This is a genomic window from Qipengyuania sp. ABI-127-1 (genome assembly GCA_022953095.1).
GTDB lineage: Bacteria > Pseudomonadota > Alphaproteobacteria > Sphingomonadales > Sphingomonadaceae > Qipengyuania.
In genome coordinates this window covers 1,693,738-1,712,100 of sequence record JALJCR010000001.1, presented here as the reverse complement: position 1 = coordinate 1,712,100, position 18,363 = coordinate 1,693,738, and the positions used below count along the sequence as shown (strand labels likewise).

Below are 18,363 nucleotides of genomic sequence, written 5' to 3'. Positions count from 1 at the left end.
CTCAGGCGCCTGTTTTGCGGCTCAGTTCACGCATGGCATCGTCGAGACCGTCGAGCGTCAGCGGATACATGCGGTCGTTGACCAGTTGCTTCATCACCTTGGTCGACTGCGAATAACCCCACTGTTTCTCGGGCACCGGATTGAGCCACACGGTCGCGGGATAGGTGTTGGTCACGCGCTGCATCCAGGTGGCGCCGGCTTCCTCGTTCATATGCTCGACGCTGCCGCCCGGATGGGTGATTTCATAGGGGCTCATCGCCGCATCACCGACGAAGATCACCTTGTAATCGTGCCCGTATTTGTGGAGCACGTCCCATGTCTTGGTGCGTTCCTGCCAGCGGCGGCGGTTGTCCTTCCACACGCCTTCGTAGAGGCAGTTGTGGAAGTAGAAGAATTCGAGGTTCTTGAATTCGGCGGTGGCGGCGCTGAACAGCTCCTCGCACAGCTTGATGAACGGGTCCATCGAGCCGCCGACATCGAGGAATAACAGCAGCTTGACCGCATTATGCCGTTCTGGCCGCATGTGGATGTCGAGCCAGCCCTGCTTGGCAGTGCCTTCGATCGTCGCGTCGAGATCGAGCTCGTCCGCCGCGCCTTCGCGGGCAAAGCGGCGCAGGCGGCGCAGCGCCATCTTGATGTTGCGCGTGCCCAGTTCCTTGGTGTTGTCGAGATTCTTGAACTCGCGCTTGTCCCACACCTTCAGCGCGCGCTTGTGCCTGCTCTCGCCGCCGATCCGCACGCCTTCGGGATTGTAGCCCGAATTGCCGAAGGGCGAGGTGCCCCCGGTGCCGATCCACTTATTGCCGCCCTGGTGGCGCTTTTCCTGTTCCTCGAGCCGCTTCTTGAGCGTCTCCATGATCTCGTCCCAGTCGCCCAGGCTCTTGATCTTCTCCATCTCTTCCTCGGAGAGGAATTTCTCGGCGACGGCCTTCAGCCAGTCTTCGGGAATATCGACTGGGTTCTGCCCGTAATCGGTCAGGATACCCTTGAAGACCTTCTGGAAAACCTGATCGAACCGATCGAGCAGGCCTTCGTCCTTCACGAAGGTCGCGCGGCTGAGATAATAGAACGCTTCCGGTGATTGCTCGATCACATCGCGATCCAGCGCTTCGATCAGCGTGAGGTGTTCCTTGAAGCTTGCGGGAATGCCCGCAGCGCGCAGCTCGTCGACGAAATTGAAGAACATGTACGAGGGTCTAGCGCGTGCCTGCGGCCCGCACCAGTGCCCGATTTACGACTTTGTCTTTACCGTCCGCTAACCATCCTGTCCTACGCAGGTCGCACAAAAATCCACTCAGGGGTCACTTGGACAATGGAACTTAGCGCGATCGATGCCCCGGGCGCATCGGCACTCGACCAGATACCCGAGACTTGCGGCAAAGTTGCCGTGGGCTGCTCGGATGTCGCCGGCATAGTGCGGGACGTCATCGATTCCTTCGGGCATTTGCGCCGAGAATATGTCGAACTGCAGGGAACCGTCCGCGCGCTTGACGACGATCAGCGCAAGGTTCTCGAGGCTAGCGACGAAGCGCGCCTGCTGTCTGAACGCGCGATCGAACGGCTCAACGATGGCTCGCTGATGATCAGCAATTCGCTCAACGAGATCGGCAATCTGCTCAGCCTAGTCGAGACTCTGACCGAGCATGTCACCGGCTTTGCTGCGGCGATGGATCAGGTACGCCGTTCGAGCCAGGAAATCGACCAAATCGCCGAGACGACCAATATCCTCGCGCTCAATGCCACGATCGAGGCGATGCGCGCCGGTGAGCAGGGGCGCACCTTCGCGGTCGTCGCCAACGAGGTGAAGTCGCTCGCCAGCGAAACCCGCAAGGCGACCGAAGAAATTGGCCGCACGGTCGACATGCTCGGAAAAGAGGCCGGCCAGGTGATCGAGAAAATCGAGAGCGGTGCCGCCGCCAGCAGCCAGGCCAAGAACTCGGTCGGTTCGATCGAGGATACGATGCGCAGTGTTACGGCGCTGCTGCTCGAAGTCGATGGACAGCAAGACCAGATCGCACGCAATACCGCGACGATCTCGGATCATGTCCACAGCGTGCAGGACGTGCTCGGCAATTTCGATGGCTCGGTCAAGGAAAACGAGAACAACCTCGCGAATGCGCATGACCGGATGGAAAGCCTTGAACTGATCGCCAGTGAAATGTTCGACAAGCTGGTCAAGGCGGGCCTTTCGCCGCAAGACAGCGCGATGGTCGAGAAAGCGCAAGACCATGCGCAGGACATCATCGTTATGGCCGAGGAAGCCATCGCCAAAGGCGAACTGACACTCGAGCAGCTCTTCGACCGGGACTATCGCCCAATCGAAGGATCGAACCCCCAACGCTTCCGGACCGGGTTGATGGAATGGGCGAACGAGCATTGGCGCCCCGTGCTCGACGCAGCGGCAGGCGCGGAGGGCGGCGACATTCTCGGTTCTGTATGCAGTGATGTGAACGGTTATCTTCCGACGCATCTCACGCGGAACTCAAAAGCGCCAACCGGTGATCTGGCTCACGACACCAAGTATTGCCGTAACGGCCGCATCATCTTCAATCCCATAGATCAGAAGGCGAAAAAGAGCGATGCGAGCTATATGATGGCGGTCTATCGTCACGAAAATGACGGCCAGTCCTATCGCGTAGTGCGCAATGTTTATGTCCCGCTTATCGTCAACGGGCGCCGTTGGGGCGATTTCGAGCTGGCTTACAGCTTCTCTTGAGGGGAATCCGGGCGGCGCCACTCTGGCGATCCCGGACCGGCCTCGAGCACCGGCATGCCATCGGGGAAGGGCGCCCAGCTCGGCGCGCTCGATCCCCAGATGATCATGCTCGGCGGGCAGATTTCGGGATCATCCAGCGTTCCGGCGCGCACGCGCATCGGTTGCTCGGGACCGATGACCGTCTTGCTATACATTTGCGAACCGCATTTTGCGCAGAAAGCCCGTTCAACGGTATTGCCGCTGTCCGCGACCCGGCGCATCGCCGTCATTTCGCCCAAATAGGTGACCGCTTCGGCCGGAAACAACACATTCACAGTGGCCATTCCGGACGCGATCCGCTGGCAGTCGCGGCACCAGCAGTACCGTGCTCCGATCGGGTCCGAGGCAATCTCGAACCGAACGGCGCCGCAAAGGCAGCCACCTTGATGCGACATCAGCTTTGCCGCCGCGCCATGAAGGCGAGACGTTCGAACATCATCACGTCCTGCTCGTTCTTGAGCAGTGCGCCGTGCAGTGGCGGAATCGCGGCATTGGGGTTCGCGTCTTGCAGCACCTCGAGCGGCATGTCCTCGTTGAGGAGCAGTTTGAGCCAGTCGAGCAATTCGCTGGTCGAGGGCTTCTTCTTGAGGCCTGGCACATCGCGGATTTCGTAGAAGATTTCCATCGCCTTGGTGACGAGGCTCTTTTGGATGCCGGGGAAGTGGACCTCGATGATCTCGCGCATCGTCTCGGTATCGGGGAATTTGATGTAATGGAAGAAGCAGCGGCGCAGGAAGGCGTCGGGCAGTTCTTTTTCGTTGTTCGAAGTGATCACCACGATCGGGCGCTCCTTCGCCTCGATGCGTTCATGCGTTTCGTAGACGTCGAAGCTCATGCGATCGAGTTCCTGCAACAGATCGTTGGGAAATTCGATATCGGCCTTGTCGATCTCGTCGATCAGCAGAACGGGAAGCTGTGGTGCGGTGAAGGCTTCCCAAAGCTTGCCCTTCTTGATGTAGTTCGAAATGTTATGAACGCGCTCGTCGCCCAGCTGGCCATCGCGCAGGCGAGCGACCGCATCGTACTCGTAAAGGCCCTGCTGGGCCTTGGTGGTGGACTTGACGTTCCACTCGATCAGCGGTGCATCGATCGCCTTGGCGATCTCGTGCGCGAGGACTGTCTTTCCCGTACCCGGCTCGCCCTTGACCAACAGCGGACGGCGCAGCGTGACTGCGGCATTGACCGCAACCTTGAGGTCGTTTGTGGCGATATAGGATTTCGTACCTTCGAAACGGGTCGGTTCGGCCATCGGTTTTCCCTTGCAACTTTACGTAAGCGTTAGGGGCCGGGCACGAGACACGCAAGGGGGCGTTGTAACCGGATGGCCCCGACCTACGGATGTGGAGAAACTATGCCGACCGAAAAGATCACCATCGCCACCGATGCCGGACACGCTCTGGAAGGTTCGATAGAACTGCCCACCGGCCTGGTGCGCGGCGCGGCCCTGTTCGCGCATTGCTTCACTTGCACCAAACAGAGCAAGGCTGCCGTGAGCGTTGCGCGAGCGCTGGCGAATGAGGGCATTGCCTGCCTGCGGTTCGATTTCACCGGGCTGGGCGGCAGCGAAGGCGATTTCGGGCGTGCCGGTTTCGCGACGGACGTCGCGGATTTGGTCGCGGCGGCGGAAACCCTGCTCGATCGCTTTGCGCAGCCTATTCTGCTGGTGGGGCACAGTCTGGGCGGGGCAGCGGTACTCGCGGCGGCGAACGACCTCGGTTTCGACAAGGTCGCGGCGATCGCGACCATCGGCGCGCCGAGCGACGTACCGCATGTCCTTCAGCGAATCGATGGCGATATCGAGGCTATCCGCCGCGAGGGGGAGGGCCAGGTGACCATTGGCGGCCGCGATTTCGCGCTCAGCCGCGATTTCCTGGAGAAGGTCGAGAATATCGACCTGCTGGAGGAAGTCGGTCGAGTGAGGTGCCCTTTGCTGTTTCTCCATTCTCCCACCGATGCCGTGGTGGGTATTGAAAATGCGAGCGCCCTGTTCGGCGCCGCGAAGCATCCCAAGAGTTTCGTCAGCCTGGAAGGGGCCGATCATCTTCTGTTGGAGCAGGCTGACGCCCAATTCGCCGCCAGCGTGATTGCCGCCTGGGCGAGCCGCTACATCCCGATGCGGGAAGACTGGCCCATGCCGGATCAGGGCGTGGTGATAAAGACCGGGCACGGCAAATTCGGCACCGAGGTTCATACCAGGACACACCGCTTCATCGCCGACGAGCCGAAGAGCTATGGCGGCGACGATTCCGGCCCGACGCCTTACGATCTGCTCAATGCCGCGCTGGGCACCTGCACGGCGATGACGATGAAGATGTATGCGGATAAGAAGGGCTGGCCGCTGGAGGGTGTGACGGTGCAGGTAACGCATGAACGCAATCACCGGGATGAATGCGATCACGTCGAGGCCATGAAAGAAGGCAGACAGATGCAGGCACTGAATCGCCGAATCGAACTACATGGCGATGCGCTCGACGAAGATCAGCGTCGCAAGATCGTCGAAATCGCCGACAAATGCCCGGTACACCGCACGCTTGAAGGGGACCTGCACGTGCATACTCGAAGTTAGCGCGGGCAATCATCCCGCTCGGCATCGTATGCCACCTGCGTCAGCCGATAGCCGGTGCGCCCGTCCCTCGGCTCTACCCGCTCGCGCCAGGGTGTCGGTTCATCCGTGAGCACGGCCTTGAGGTCGGCGCGCCCGATACAGGTGTCGAACACGTCGGAATGCCGGTTGAAGCCGCCCGATGCGGCACCCGATGTTTCCACGATGCTGAGACCCGGCAAATTCGGCCCGAGATGACACTCGCCGTAGCGCCCCCGGTCCCGTTCCTCGTAGTTCACGGAATACCGGCAGTCGGAACTCCCCAAACGGCTGTATCCATGCAAACGGCGGGAGGTGCGAAGCGGGAAATCCTTCTGGGAGGAATAAATCGTTACGGAACGTCCTCCATGAAGCAGCGCTTCAACTGACCCTTCGTTTCGCAATACCCGGTCGCGATCGACATCGGGAGAAACGAGTATGATTTTTCGAATTCTGGCCGCCGCCGCTTCGTCTTCCATGTTCAACCGCTCAACCGCTCCGATCAGCGCACGGCTACCCATGCTGTGCGCAACCAGCGTAACGTTGTCTACCTCGTGAACCAGCATTCGGAGGAGGCGATCTATATGGCTCTGCGCCCATCCGATGCTTGACGCGTCGTAGATGTAGCCAAGATACCGCTTTCGGGACGGCCAAACGATCGAAACGGTCGGGACCGTATACGGATATAGATTTCTGACGGTGACAGCACGTTGTAGTCCGTCGTGGAAATTGTTCCGATAACCGTGGATGAATATCAGGAGCTCCTGCTGCTCTCCCAACGAATTGACCTGGTCGACCAGGGTTTCGACCCAGTCGCCTTCGCGCAAGAGCTTGGCGTCGTGGGTCTGCCAGGGCTCATCATTGCTCCCTCTCGGCGTTACGAAACCGTAAGAAAGCGCGTTCGACCGGAAGGGGGCGAACCGCAGTTCCGGTTTGCGACAATCCGCCATGCTGCTGGCCATGAAAAAGACGTCCGGACTGCGCACGACATCGCCTGAGGAGAATTGAGCGTCGCAATCGGCACTTCGTAGCGAAAGGCTCGGGGCAGGGACCCCGCAAGAACCCAGCGCCCCGGCCATGGCAATTGCGATTAGGGAAAGTCGACCGTTCATGATCCGTCCCCTTTATTGGCCGGCGAAGACCATATCGAACAAATGCTCCGCGTAGCAAACCTGTTCAATAGACTTGTTACGCGTCGATCATCTCACGGTCCATGTCACCGGCATTGTTCTGGATGAAGTTGAACCGATGTTCCGGATTGCGGCCCATGAGCTGGTCGACCAGTTCCTTGACCATGGCGCGCTGTTCGAATTCCGCTGGCAGGGTGATACGGATCAAGCTGCGCGTGTCGGGATTCATGGTAGTCTCGCGCAATTGCGCGGGGTTCATTTCGCCCAGACCCTTGAAGCGGCCGACATCGACCTTCTTGCCCTTGAACACGGTCTCTTCCAGCTCCGCGCGGTGCGCGTCGTCGCGGGCATAGCGGCTCTCCTTGCCTGCGGTCAGGCGATAGAGCGGGGGCTGGGCGAGATAGAGATGCCCGCCACGAACGACTTCGGGCATTTCCTGGAAGAAGAAGGTCATCAGCAGCGTGGCGATATGCGCGCCGTCGACATCGGCATCGGTCATGATGATGATGCGGTCGTAGCGCAGGTTTTCCGGGTCGCAATCCTTGCGTGTGCCGCAGCCCATGGCGAGTGTCAGGTCGGCGATTTCGCTGTTCGCGCGGATCTTGTCGGCGGATGCGCTGGCGACGTTGAGGATCTTGCCGCGGATGGGCAGGATCGCCTGCGTTTTCCGGTTGCGCGCCTGCTTGGCGCTGCCGCCTGCTGAGTCGCCTTCGACGATGAACAGCTCGGTCTCGCCATCGCCTTCTCCCGAGCAATCGGTGAGCTTGCCCGGCAGGCGCAGCTTCTTGGCATTGGTCGCGGTCTTGCGCTTGATCTCGCGTTCCTGCTTGCGGCGCAGGCGCTCGTCCATCCGTTCCATGACCTGGCCGAGCAGGGCCTTGCCGCGATCCATGTTGTCGGCGAGGAAATGGTCGAAATGGTCGCGCACCGCATTCTCGACCAGGCGTGCAGCTTCCGGGGAAGTCAGGCGGTCCTTGGTCTGGCTCTGGAACTGCGGATCGCGGATGAAGACACTCAGCATCACCTCGGCGCCGACCATGATGTCGTCCGCGGTCAGATCCTTGGCTTTCTTCACCCCGGTCAGGTCGCCGAAGGCGCGCAGGCCCTTGGTCAGCGCCGCGCGCACGCCCTGTTCGTGCGTCCCGCCATCGGGGGTGGGCACGGTGTTGCAGTACCAGCTCGTGGAACCGTCCGAATAGAGCGGCCAGGCGATCGCCCATTCGACGCGCCCCGCTTCTTCCGGGAAATCCTGACTGCCGGTAAAGGGCTGCGCGGTTACGCATTCGCGGCCGTTGATTTGCTCGGCCAGGTGATCCGCGAGGCCGCCGGGGAACTTGAACACGGACTCGGCAGGCACGCCCTCGCTGACAAGGCTGTCCGCGCATTTCCAGCGGATCTCGACCCCGGCAAAAAGATAGGCCTTGGACCGCGCGAGCTTGAACAGCCGCTTCGGGTTGAACTGGCGGTCGCCGAAAATTTCGGTGTCGGGCACGAAGCTGACCGTCGTGCCGCGCCGGTTGGGCGTCGGGCCGAGCTGTTCGATCGGGCCGAGCGTCTGCCCCTTGGAGAAGCTCTGCGCATAGAGCTGCTTGTCGCGTGCCACCTCGACCCGCGTATCGCTCGACAGGGCATTGACCACCGAGACACCAACGCCGTGCAGGCCGCCACTGGTGGCGTAGGCCTTGCCCGAGAACTTTCCCCCCGAGTGGAGTGTCGAGAGGATAACTTCGAGCGTCGACTTGCCCGGATATTTGGGATGCTCGTCGACCGGGATGCCTCGACCGTTGTCGGCGATAATGACTCGGTTGCCTTCCTCGATCCGCATTTCGATGCGCGTCGCATGGCCTGCAACCGCCTCGTCCATGGCATTGTCGAGCACTTCGGCGACGAGGTGATGCAATGCCCGATCGTCCGTCCCGCCGATATACATGCCGGGGCGGCGGCGCACCGGTTCGAGGCCTTCCAGCACCTCGATCGAGGAGGCATCGTAATCGCCGCTGGAGGTGGGCGTGTTTTCGAACAGATCGTCGGACATGACTGCCAGCTATATCGCGCTGCTTCGCCGCGCCACAAGCGGACGAGGCGGGTTATCCGCCCTGCTCAGAACCGAGTCGGCGCATTGTCCACAATCACGACCGTTCCATCACGTACCTCGCGTACTTCGAAAGCACGCTCGACCAGGCCGTCGCGTCCGAAGCGGAAGGCACCGTCGAGCCCGAGAAAGCCATCCCTGGTGCGTAGCGCCCGGTCGGGGAAGTCGCGCCCCACCCGCCAGTCGCGCGCGACCCGCAAGGTCAGCAGGACCGCATCGTATCCGAGCGTCGCGATGCGATAGGGCTGGCTGCCGAACCGGGCCTCGTAACTGTCGACGAAACGCTTGTAGCGATCATCGGAAACGGCCGAGAAAAGAGCACCCTGAAGCGCCGAGGCGCGCGTGACCGAGCCTTCACCGCTCCACAGTTCCGTGCCGAGCAATTGGGTTGCACCGCCACCGCCAGGCAACAGCACGCCCGCGGCTTGCGCAGCAAGCCTCGGTCCGTCGGCGATCAGCACGGTATCGAAACCGCCATGGGCCTTGAGCCTCTCGGCGGCGCTCACCACCGAAGTGTTGCCTCGCGCATAGCGTTCCGTCCAGGTGACCGTACCACCATAAGTCGAAACTGCTCGCCGCATGGCTTCCTCGGCCCGCGCGCCGTATTCGCCATCGGGCGCGATGATTGCGAAGTTCTGCGATCCGCGTTCGCGCGCATACTCGACGGTGCGCATGATCGACTGTTCGGGAATATGGCCCATGATGAAGACATCGGGGCCTGCCGCGCCGGTATCGTTCGAGAAGGAGATTACCGGAATGTCGGCCGCCCGCGCCGGAGCGAGGACCGACGGAATGTTCGACCCCAGCAGCGGACCGAGAATCAGCTTGTTTCCTTCTGTGATTGCCTGACGCGCGGCAGCCTCGGGGCCTTTCGCGGTATCGTAAGTCGTGATCCGCAGATTGCTCGCATTGGTGTCGAGCAAGGCCATGGTCGTGGCATTGGCGATCGCCTGGCCGACCGGGCCATTCCGCCCCGACATCGGGACGAGCAGGGCGATACGATGTCGCGTCTGGTCGGTGGGCAGCGCCTCGGTCGGCTGCGGTGTCGGTGTGGGATCGACAGGCTCGGCGCGCTCGGCCCCGCGTGGGAGAATCGTGGAACACCCGGCGAGCAACGCCGCGAGGCCCACGGTGACGATCGTCCGACGGTTCAAACTCCAGCGCTTCATGCTTGCCGCGTCCCTCATTGATGTTCATTGAAGGAGGGTGAACGAAAAAGCCCCTCCCGAAGATAGCCTTACACCGGGGCTCTATATCGTCGCCACCCCGATCGGCAACCTTGGTGACATAACGCTGCGGGCCGTCGACGTGTTGCGGCGCTGCGATGGCATCGCCTGCGAAGATACGCGCGTTACCGGCAAACTGCTCAAGCATCTCGGCATTTCCAGGCCGATGTGGCGCTACGACGATCACAGCGAACATCGCGACCGTTCGCGCTTGGTCGATTCGATGCGTCAGCGTGCGGTGGCACTGGTCAGCGACGCAGGCACGCCGATGATATCCGACCCTGGCTATCGCCTGGTCAATGATTGCCGTGCCGAGGGCATTCCAGTGACCGTAGTGCCGGGGGCCTGTGCCGCCATTGCGGGTCTTGCGCTGTCGGGCCTGCCCAATGATCGCTTCCTGTTCGGCGGCTTCCTGCCCAGCAAGGACAAAGCCCGGCGCGAGGCGCTGGAGGAACTGGCCGGTGTCGATGCGACATTGATATTCTACGACACGGCTCCCCGGCTCGGTAAGTCGCTGGCAGCGATAGCCGAAACCTTTCACGGCCGTGAGGTGGCCGTCGCACGCGAACTCACCAAGCTGCACGAGGAAGTGCGGCGCGGGCTTCCCGCCGGGCTGATCGCCTATTTCGAAGCCAATCCGCCCAAGGGGGAAATCGTCTTGCTGGTCGGGCCGCCGCCCGAAAGCGTTGCCCGTGAAGAGGATGCCGACGCCATGCTGATCGACGCCTTGCGCACGATGAAGGTTTCGCAAGCCGCGGCGCAGGTGGCCAAGGCCACGGGGATGGATCGCAAGACCCTCTATGCCAGAGCGATGGAATTACGCTCGGCATGAAACGCCAACTGGCCGAGAAAAGCGGCCGCGAAGGCGAGACCCGCGCTGCAATGTGGCTCAGGGCCAAGGGTTGGCAGATCCTCGACCGCCGCGTGAAAACAGCGGCGGGGGAGATCGACCTGATCGCCAGGCGGGGCGGGGTGATTGCCTTCGTCGAGGTCAAATGGCGACGCAGGCGCGCCGACCTCGACCATGCGATCGACGAATACCGGCTGTCGCGCGTCGCCGCCGCCGCCGAAGCGGTGGCGCATCGCTACGCGCTGGACGGCGAAGACATCCGCATCGACGTGATCCTGCTTGCGCCGGGCAGCTTCCCTCGCCACATCGCCAATGCCTGGCAGCCGTAACCGCAAGGCAGGCGATGATAATCGGAGACTAGAATGCCGCTACGTGTCGCCGTCCAGATGGACCCGCTCGATACAATCAATATAGCGGGCGACAGTTCATTCGCGCTGATGCTGGCCGCGCAGGCGCGCGGGCACCAAGTGTGGCACTACGATGTCGCCAGCCTTGCCTATGAAAGCGACGGGACACCCGGCGGCCACATCACGGCCCATGCTGCCCCGGTGCGCGTGCAGCGGGTGGAGGGCGACCATTTCAGCACCGGCGAACGTCGGCGGATCGACCTAGCGCGGGATATCGATGTCGTGCTGATGCGGCAGGACCCTCCGTTCCATCTGGGCTATATCAGCAGCGCTCTGCTGCTCGATCGGCTCAAGGGCACAACGCTGGTGGTCAACGACCCGCGCGAAGTCGTGAACGCGCCCGAGAAAATGTTCGTGCTGGATTATGCCCAGTATATGCCGCCAACTCTCGTCGCCCGGCATCTGGACGATTTGCGCGACTTTCAGAAGAAGCACGGTTCGGTGGTGGTCAAACCGTTGCACGGCAATGGGGGCAAGGCGATCTTCCGGATCGATGCGGAGGGGACCAACCTTTCGGCTCTGTCCGAAGTTTTCGACCAGACCTGGCCCGAACCGCATATGGTCCAGCCCTTCATTCCCGAAGTCAGCGAAGGCGACAAGCGGATCGTGCTCGTCGATGGAGAATTCACAGGGGCAATCAATCGCTTCCCTGGCGAAGGTGAGTTTCGTTCGAACTTGGCGCAGGGGGGGCATGCCGAGGCGACAACGCTGACGGCGCGCGAAGAAGAGATCTGCGCCGCAATGGGGCCGGAATTGAAGCGCCGCGGTCTGGTCTTCGTCGGTATCGACGTGATCGGCGGCAAATGGCTGACCGAAATCAACGTAACATCGCCCACTGGCATTGTTGCGATCGACAAATTCAATGGCACCGATACGGCGGGCCTCATCTGGGACGCGATCGAGCGGCGTCACGCGGCAATGTGACCTGGCCGGCTGGCGTGCGATGACCGAATTCATCATCCGCACGATCGAGCTCGGCGGTCTGCTGGGAATTTTCGTGCTGATGGCGTTGGAAAACATCTTCCCGCCTCTGCCGTCCGAAGTGATCATGGGGCTGGGCGGGGTTGCGGTGGCGCGCGGCACGATGGAGTATTGGCCGCTTCTCCTGGTGGGCAGCGCGGGAACGACGCTGGGCAATTACTGGTGGTACTGGATTTGCGACCGCTGGGGGCGGACGCGGCTCGAACCCTTCGTGACCCGCCACGGTCGCTGGCTGACGATGGAGTGGCACGATGTCGAACGCGCGCAGGCGTTCTTTCGCAGGCATGGTTCGTGGGTGGTCTTCGCCATGCGATTTACACTGGTCCTGCGCACACTCATCTCGATCCCCGCGGGATTATCGCACATGGGGGCTGTTCGGTTCCTGGTCTATACCTTCGCAGGCGCCTTTGTATGGAACCTGGCGATGGTCGAGCTGGGCCGCAGGCTGGCCCGTTCGCAGGAATTGCTGGGTTGGCTCGTCCTGGCGATCTTCGTGGCCGCGTTCGGTGGGTATGTGTGGCGGGTACTGACCTGGAAACCGCGGAAGCGCGACTAGTCCTTTTCGCGTGGGTGTGCGCTGCGATACGTATCGAGCAGCCGAGCCGCGTCGACCTTGGTGTAAATTTGCGTCGAGCCCAGACTGGCATGGCCGAGCAGTTCCTGCAGGCTCCGCAAATCCGCGCCTGCGCCAAGCAGGTGAGTGGCAAAGCTGTGCCGTAGCGCGTGGGGCGTGGCGCTGTCGGGCAAGCCCAGTACTTTGCGCGCTCGTGCCGTCGCCTTCTGAACCATTCCTTGCGACAGCGCCCCGCCCTTTGCGCCGCGAAACAGCGCATCGTCCTTCGCCATGGGGTAGGGACAGCGCGCGGCATAGTCCGCGACAGCCTCGCGCACGATTGGGAGCAGCGGCACGACACGCTGTTTGCCGCCCTTGCCGCTGACGGTCAGCCTCTCGCCCAGCGGCAGCGCGCTGCCGGTCAGCGACAGCGCCTCTGCGATCCGCATCCCCGCGCCGTAGAGCAACAGCAGAACCGCGCGATCGCGTGCGCCGATCCAGTCTTCAGCGGCCAGCGCCTCGACCGCATCGGCGAGCCCGATTGCATCGTCGGGCGTGACCGGGCGAGGCAGGCCTTTCTTTATCCTCGGCCCCCGCAGGCGTGGCGGGTCGGAAACGGCATGTCCCGCCTGCGTCCGAGCGAAGGCAATGAAGCCCTTCAGCGCCGACAGCTCACGCGCGGCGGAGGCATTGGAAAGTCCCTCTGCCCGGCGCGAGGCGAGATGCGTGCGCAGACGTGTTGCCGTGATTTCGGCGACGGCGTCCCAGGACGAAAGGCCCATTCGCGTAAGAAGACGCTCCGCCGCCTTGTCATAAGCGCGCACTGTGTGATGGGAGCGGCGCAATCCAAGCGCCAGGTGATCGTGCCAGGCCGCGAGCAGATCGGCCCTGTTCATGATGTCACGAGGTCGCTGCAGACCACTTCGCCAAGCAAGGCATCGAGCAGCGGCATGCCCTGCGGCGTGACGCCGATCCGCTCTTGCTCCGCCCAGACCAGGCCGAGATCGCGATACAGGGCCAGTTTGGCCTCGTCGACCAACGCCGCGGGCGCTGCGTCGAACCGGCGGGCAAGTGCCGCGAGATCGACCCCTTCGGCCAGTCGCAGTCCCATCAGCAACGCTTCGCTGGCCTGTTCTCCGTGCGCGAGTGGACGCGCTTCGGCGATCCCGTGCCCCTGCGTCGCGACTGCGGAGAGGTAGTTCTCGGGCTTGCGGTGGCGTACGGTCGCGACGCCGCGCCGCCGTCCATGGGCACCGGGACCGATACCGACATAGTCCTGATAGCGCCAATATGTCAGATTGTGGCGGCTTTCCTGGCCCGGCCGCGCGTGGTTGCTGACCTCATAGGCCGGGAGGCCGGCAGCTTCGGTCATCTCGCGAGTCAGAGCAAACAGATCGGCCGCATAATCATCGCCGAGCGGTTCAAACACGCCGCGCCGCACATCGGTCGCGAAGCGCGTCGCGGGCTCTATCGTGAGCTGATACAGCGACATATGATCGGTACCGAGCGCCAGTGCCTCGCCCAGTTCTACTTGCCAGTCCGCCTCCGTCTGGTCCGGCCGGGCATAGATCAGGTCGATCGAAACGCGGGCGAAATGCCGCTGCGCCACCGCTACCGCCTCCAGCGCTTCATCGACACCATGCAGCCTGCCGAGAAAACGCAACACCTCGTCTCGCAGACTCTGCACGCCCATCGAAACGCGATTGATCCCCGCTGCCGCGAGTTCGGCGAAATTGCTCGCCTCCACGCTGCTGGGATTGGCTTCGAGCGTAATCTCGATCGCCGGATCGAACCCCCACAAGCGCTCTGCCTGTCCCAGCAGGGCGGCAACGAGGGTGGGGGGCATGAGAGACGGAGTTCCTCCGCCAAAAAAGACACTTGCGAGGGGTTCTTGCGACTGTGTCTGGCCATGCTCATGCTGCATATCCGCCACCAGCGCAGCTTCCCATTGCTCGATATCCGCAGTTTTCCGGACATGGCTGTTGAAATCGCAATAAGGACATTTCGCGATACAGAATGGCCAGTGAATGTAGAGAGCGCGGGCCAAGGATGTCTTCAGCTAATCTTAATCATCGGAACGGAATTCCACCTGTCATGGATGGGTCGAAAAAGTGGATCGCGTCGCTGGGCGGCGCCATTGCCGTGCTATGTGCCACGGTGACTGCTGCAGCCGCAAGCGGGGCGTCGAAACCGCTCGACTTGCGCGCCGCCCATGCAGCATCACACTCGATCGATACCCGAAAAACGTCCGACCTGCCAATGGCGGCCCGCATTCTGAATGTCCATAATAGGGAGCGGACCCGACTGCGCTTGCGCCCGCTGAAATGGAATGTCCACCTCGAACGCGAGGCCCGGGAATGGGCGCATCGTCTCTCACGCACAGGCAGGCTCCAGCATGCCGACAGCCAGGCCCGCAACCAGACGGGCGAGAATCTCTGGATGGGCACGGCTGGACATTGGCCCGTGGAAACCATGGTCGGCATGTTCATCGAGGAAAAGAAGCACTATCGCCACGCCCACTTCCCGAACATCTCGAAGACCGGGAACTGGGCCGATGTCGGACACTATACCCAGGTGGTGTGGCGCGAAACCGAAGAGGTCGGCTGCGCGCTGGCGACAGCTCATGGCAATGATGTCTTGGTATGCCGGTATTGGCCTGCGGGGAATGTCTGGGGTCGGAAAGCTTTCTGACCCTTAGTCGAATTGATCGGCAACAAGTTTGGTAAAGGCATCGGCGCGGTGGCTGATGGCGTGTTTCTCTGCCGGATCGAGCTGCGCGAACGTCTGCTCGCGCCCCCTGGGCACGAAGACGGGATCGTATCCGAACCCCATGGTGCCGCGCGGCGGCCAGGTTAACGTGCCGGGGGCGGTGCCTTCATAGACCGCTTGCTCGCCATCGGGCCAGGCAAGCGCGAGGACGCAATGGAAAGCGCAGGAACGATCGACCTCGGCGCCTTTCTCCTGCAGCATGCCTTCGACCTTGCCCATCGCCATGTACCAGTCGCGCCCCGGATCGCCTTCGAACCACTGTCGTTCGGCCCAGTCGGCGGTGTAAACGCCGGGTCGTCCGTCGAGTGCATCGACGGACAAACCGCTATCATCCGCCAGAGCGACGAGACCCGATGCCTCCGCCGCAGCACGTGCCTTGATCAGCGCGTTCTGGACGAAGGTGGTCCCGGTCTCGGCCGGTTCGGGCAGGCCCAGCGATCCGGCCGAGATACATTTGACGCCATGCGGTTCGAGCAGAGCGGAAATTTCCTTCAGCTTGCCCTCGTTATGCGTGGTGATGACCAGCGAGCCCGAACCGATGCGCCGAGTCACGAGCGCGTCGCCGCGTCCTGCGCTTTGAAGATTTCCGCGCAGCCCATCTGGGCCAGGCGCAGAAGCCGGAGGAAGGCTTCCTCGTCATAGGGTGCGCCCTCGGCCGTGGCCTGTGCCTCCGCGATCTTGCCGCCTTCGATGAGCACGAAATTGGCGTCTGCATCGGCATTGCTGTCTTCGGGATAGTCGAGATCGAGCACCGGCGTACCGTCATAGATACCGCAGGAAATCGCGGCGACCTTGGCCGTAATCGGATCCTGGGTGATTGCACCGGATTTCATCAGCCCGTCGACCGCAAGACGCAAGGCAACCCAAGCGCCGGAAATCGAGGCCGTGCGCGTGCCGCCGTCGGCCTGGATCACATCGCAATCGAGCGTGATCTGGCGTTCGCCGAGCTTCTTGTGATCGACCACGGCGCGCAAGCTCCGCCCGATCAGGCGCTGGATTTCCTGCGTCCGGCCGCTTTGCTTTCCCTTGGCCGCCTCGCGCTGGCCGCGCGTATGAGTCGCGCGGGGGAGCATCGAATATTCCCCGGTGACCCAGCCTTCGCCCTTGCCGCGCAGCCACGGCGGAATACGTTCTTCGACGCTGGCGGTGCACAGCACGCGTGTTTCGCCGAAGCTGATAAGGCAGCTACCTTCGGCATGCTTGGTGTAACCGGTTTCGATGGTGATGGCGCGCATTTCGTCGGGCGCACGGCCGGAAGGTCGCATGGGGGTCTCCATTGCAGTCGAATCTCGGGGACGCGTGTGGCGCATGGGTCTTGAGGCCGCAAGGGGAGTGGTTAGATAGGCACCATGAATTCTCCACCGCTCACTGATTTGTCGGACCGCGCACGGGATATCTTCCGTCTCGTGGTGGAAGGCTATCTCGACAGCGGCGCGCCGGTGGGATCGAAAGCTCTCGCGAGCGAGAGCGGAGTGAACCTCTCGCCGGCCTCAATCCGTTCGGTTCTGGCAGAGCTCGAACAACGCGGCCTGTTGGCGGCGCCGCATACCAGTGCCGGACGGATGCCGACCGAAAGCGGCCTGCGTCTTTTCGTCGATGCGATGATGCAGGTTGCCGAACCGTCTCAACAGGAGCGCGCAGCCATCGAACAGCGGTTGGCCGAACCGGGACCAATCGAGCGCGCTCTTGAGGAAACCAGCGCGCTTCTTTCCGATCTTTCGGGCGCTGCGGGGATGGTCATGGTGCCCACGCGCGAACCTCGGTTGTCTCAGGTTTCGCTGACCGCGCTAGATTCCAACCGCGTGCTCGCCGTGCTCGTCGGCGAAGATGGGCATATCGAGAACCGCATTCTGTCGCTGCCGGTAGAAACGCTCGGCACCTCGCTTGAGCAGGCCAGCAATTATCTCACCGCGCACACTTCCGGCCGGACGTTGGCCGAGGCCGCCAGCACGGTCGAAGAGGAAATCGCCAGCGGAAGATCCGCTCTCGACGAAGCGAGCCGCGACCTGGTCCAGCGCGGACTTGCAACCTGGAGCGAGGATGCAACCAACCGACCGGTGCTGATCGTGCGCGGCCAAGCCAATCTGCTCGATGAGGTGGCCCTGGGGGATATCGAACGTGTGCGTTCGCTGCTCGACGATCTGGAAAGCAAGCAATCGGTCGCCAGCCTGCTCGATCGCGCGCGGCGTGCGGAGGCGATGCGGATATTCATCGGCAGCGAGAACCGGCTGTTCTCGCTTTCCGGGTCCTCGGTGATCGCTTCGCCCTATCGCGATCGCGAGGGCAGAGTGGTCGGCGTGCTGGGTGTGATCGGTCCGACCCGGTTGAATTACGCGCGGGTCGTCCCCATGGTGGATTTCACGGCCCGATCCTTGGGCAAACGAATAGGCTAACAGGGTTTTTCCAGTGAACGACGAGAACAACAAAGAGCCGCACGACAAGGCGGTCGACGAAGAAGTGGCGCGCGAAATGGAAGGTGTGCCCGAACATCTGCGCGACGATGGCGAAGCGGTCGAGGAAGACAGTGGCCTCGAAGACGCTTTGGCCAAGCTCAAGGGCGATCTCGATAGCGCGATGCAGGACGTGCTGTATGCCCGGGCGGAAACGCAGAATGTGCGCCGCCGCCTCGAAAAGGACGTTCAGGACGCACGCAATTATGGTGCGACCAGCTTCGCTCGCGATATTCTTAGCGTGGCCGATAACCTCGCCCGTGCGCTCGACCACGTGCCGGAAGAGCTTCGTGAGCATGAGAAGGCGAAGAATTTCATTGCCGGGATCGAGGCGACACAGCGCGAGTTGGAGAAGGTTTTCGGCCAGAACGGTATCACCCGTATCGCAGCCAAGGGCCTGCCTCTCGACCCGAACCAGCATCAGGCGATGATGGAAGTGCCGACTGACGAGGAGGAGCCTGGCGTCATCGTGCAGGAAATGCAGGCCGGCTACATGATCAAGGATCGTCTGCTGCGCCCGGCCATGGTCGGCGTGGCCAAGAAGCCAGACTGATCCGATAGGGTAGGGG

At 62.2% G+C, this 18,363-nt stretch carries 19 protein-coding genes; 9 read left to right on the top strand and 10 right to left on the bottom strand.

All coding sequences use genetic code 11. The features are described 5' to 3' along the window. Position 1 precedes the first annotated feature (1 nt). Positions 2 to 1,186 carry a vWA domain-containing protein gene (locus tag MUY37_RS08425; RefSeq protein WP_499194895.1) on the bottom strand — a complete coding sequence of 395 codons (1,185 nt, stop codon included), beginning with the start codon at positions 1,184 to 1,186 and terminating at the stop codon, positions 2 to 4. A 126-nt stretch (positions 1,187 to 1,312) separates the two neighbouring features. On the opposite strand from MUY37_RS08425, the gene MUY37_RS08420 reads away from it, so the two are divergent. After that, the gene (locus MUY37_RS08420) at positions 1,313 to 2,716 is read left to right on the top strand and encodes a methyl-accepting chemotaxis protein (RefSeq protein WP_499194894.1); all 1,404 of its coding nucleotides are present in this window, start codon (positions 1,313 to 1,315) and stop codon (positions 2,714 to 2,716) included. On the opposite strand, the gene MUY37_RS08415 is transcribed toward MUY37_RS08420, so the two are convergent. Together MUY37_RS08415 and MUY37_RS08410 are read right to left on the bottom strand one after the other, a co-directional pair. Next, positions 2,701 to 3,150: a GFA family protein gene (locus MUY37_RS08415; protein ID WP_499194893.1), complete on the bottom strand. Its 450-nt coding sequence runs from the start codon at positions 3,148 to 3,150 to the stop codon at positions 2,701 to 2,703. The two genes, MUY37_RS08420 and MUY37_RS08415, sit on opposite strands and share 16 nt — an antisense overlap. Beyond that, the gene (locus MUY37_RS08410; RefSeq protein ID WP_499194892.1) at positions 3,150 to 4,004 is read right to left on the bottom strand and encodes an AAA family ATPase; all 855 of its coding nucleotides are present in this window, start codon (positions 4,002 to 4,004) and stop codon (positions 3,150 to 3,152) included. The genes MUY37_RS08415 and MUY37_RS08410 overlap by 1 nt, the downstream gene beginning before the upstream one ends. 102 nt (positions 4,005 to 4,106) lie before the next feature. On the opposite strand from MUY37_RS08410, the gene MUY37_RS08405 reads away from it, so the two are divergent. Continuing rightward, positions 4,107 to 5,321 (top strand): bifunctional alpha/beta hydrolase/OsmC family protein, encoded by a 1,215-nt coding sequence (locus MUY37_RS08405; RefSeq protein WP_499194891.1) that lies wholly within the window; start codon positions 4,107 to 4,109, stop codon positions 5,319 to 5,321. Here MUY37_RS08405 and MUY37_RS08400 read toward each other — a convergent pair. The 3 genes from MUY37_RS08400 to MUY37_RS08390 form a co-directional block, all read right to left on the bottom strand. Continuing rightward, positions 5,318 to 6,298, bottom strand: a complete 981-nt coding sequence (locus MUY37_RS08400) for an alpha/beta hydrolase (RefSeq protein ID WP_499194890.1) — start codon at positions 6,296 to 6,298, stop codon at positions 5,318 to 5,320. The genes MUY37_RS08405 and MUY37_RS08400 overlap by 4 nt on opposite strands. 226 nt (positions 6,299 to 6,524) lie before the next feature. Next, entirely contained in the window at positions 6,525 to 8,501 is a 1,977-nt protein-coding gene (parE, locus tag MUY37_RS08395) for a DNA topoisomerase IV subunit B (RefSeq protein ID WP_499194889.1), read from the bottom strand. 65 nt (positions 8,502 to 8,566) lie between these two features. Beyond that, entirely contained in the window at positions 8,567 to 9,727 is a 1,161-nt protein-coding gene (locus MUY37_RS08390; RefSeq protein ID WP_499194888.1) for a penicillin-binding protein activator, read from the bottom strand. 37 nt (positions 9,728 to 9,764) lie between these two features. Between MUY37_RS08390 and rsmI the strand changes: the two genes are divergently transcribed. Genes rsmI through MUY37_RS08370 form a run of 4 tightly spaced genes read left to right on the top strand, consistent with a single transcriptional unit; the run spans position 9,765 to position 12,578 of the window. Beyond that, the gene (rsmI, locus tag MUY37_RS08385) at positions 9,765 to 10,616 is read left to right on the top strand and encodes a 16S rRNA (cytidine(1402)-2'-O)-methyltransferase (protein WP_499194887.1); all 852 of its coding nucleotides are present in this window, start codon (positions 9,765 to 9,767) and stop codon (positions 10,614 to 10,616) included. Next, entirely contained in the window at positions 10,613 to 10,963 is a 351-nt protein-coding gene (locus MUY37_RS08380; protein WP_499194886.1) for a YraN family protein, read from the top strand. The genes rsmI and MUY37_RS08380 overlap by 4 nt, the downstream gene beginning before the upstream one ends. Before the next feature lie 33 nt (positions 10,964 to 10,996). Further along, on the top strand, positions 10,997 to 11,965 hold the full coding sequence (gene gshB, locus MUY37_RS08375) for a glutathione synthase (RefSeq protein WP_499194885.1): 969 nt from the start codon (positions 10,997 to 10,999) through the stop codon (positions 11,963 to 11,965). Positions 11,966 to 11,984: 19 nt separating this feature from the next. Next, complete coding sequence (locus MUY37_RS08370; protein ID WP_499194884.1) at positions 11,985 to 12,578, top strand: DedA family protein; 594 nt, start codon at positions 11,985 to 11,987, stop codon at positions 12,576 to 12,578. Here MUY37_RS08370 and MUY37_RS08365 read toward each other — a convergent pair. Next, positions 12,575 to 13,471: a tyrosine recombinase XerC gene (locus tag MUY37_RS08365; protein ID WP_499194883.1), complete on the bottom strand. Its 897-nt coding sequence runs from the start codon at positions 13,469 to 13,471 to the stop codon at positions 12,575 to 12,577. The two genes, MUY37_RS08370 and MUY37_RS08365, sit on opposite strands and share 4 nt — an antisense overlap. Beyond that, positions 13,468 to 14,622, bottom strand: coding sequence for a radical SAM family heme chaperone HemW (gene hemW / locus MUY37_RS08360; RefSeq protein ID WP_499194882.1), 1,155 nt, complete (start codon positions 14,620 to 14,622; stop codon positions 13,468 to 13,470). Before hemW ends, MUY37_RS08365 begins: the two co-directional genes overlap by 4 nt. A gap of 47 nt (positions 14,623 to 14,669) precedes the next feature. Here hemW and MUY37_RS08355 point away from each other — a divergent pair, with 47 nt between their 5' ends. Then, positions 14,670 to 15,266, top strand: a complete 597-nt coding sequence (locus MUY37_RS08355; RefSeq protein ID WP_499194881.1) for a CAP domain-containing protein — start codon at positions 14,670 to 14,672, stop codon at positions 15,264 to 15,266. Between the two features lie 3 nt (positions 15,267 to 15,269). Here MUY37_RS08355 and rdgB read toward each other — a convergent pair whose 3' ends face one another. Both rdgB and rph read right to left on the bottom strand, forming a co-directional pair. Next, the gene (gene rdgB / locus MUY37_RS08350) at positions 15,270 to 15,896 is read right to left on the bottom strand and encodes an RdgB/HAM1 family non-canonical purine NTP pyrophosphatase (protein ID WP_499194880.1); all 627 of its coding nucleotides are present in this window, start codon (positions 15,894 to 15,896) and stop codon (positions 15,270 to 15,272) included. Continuing rightward, positions 15,893 to 16,609, bottom strand: a complete 717-nt coding sequence (gene rph, locus MUY37_RS08345) for a ribonuclease PH (protein ID WP_499194879.1) — start codon at positions 16,607 to 16,609, stop codon at positions 15,893 to 15,895. The genes rdgB and rph overlap by 4 nt, the downstream gene beginning before the upstream one ends. 84 nt (positions 16,610 to 16,693) lie before the next feature. Here rph and hrcA point away from each other — a divergent pair, with 84 nt between their 5' ends. Together hrcA and MUY37_RS08335 are read left to right on the top strand one after the other, a co-directional pair. Next, the gene (hrcA, locus tag MUY37_RS08340) at positions 16,694 to 17,737 is read left to right on the top strand and encodes a heat-inducible transcriptional repressor HrcA (protein WP_499194878.1); all 1,044 of its coding nucleotides are present in this window, start codon (positions 16,694 to 16,696) and stop codon (positions 17,735 to 17,737) included. Between the two features lie 13 nt (positions 17,738 to 17,750). Then, positions 17,751 to 18,347, top strand: coding sequence for a nucleotide exchange factor GrpE (locus MUY37_RS08335; RefSeq protein ID WP_499194877.1), 597 nt, complete (start codon positions 17,751 to 17,753; stop codon positions 18,345 to 18,347). Positions 18,348 to 18,363 lie beyond the last annotated feature (16 nt).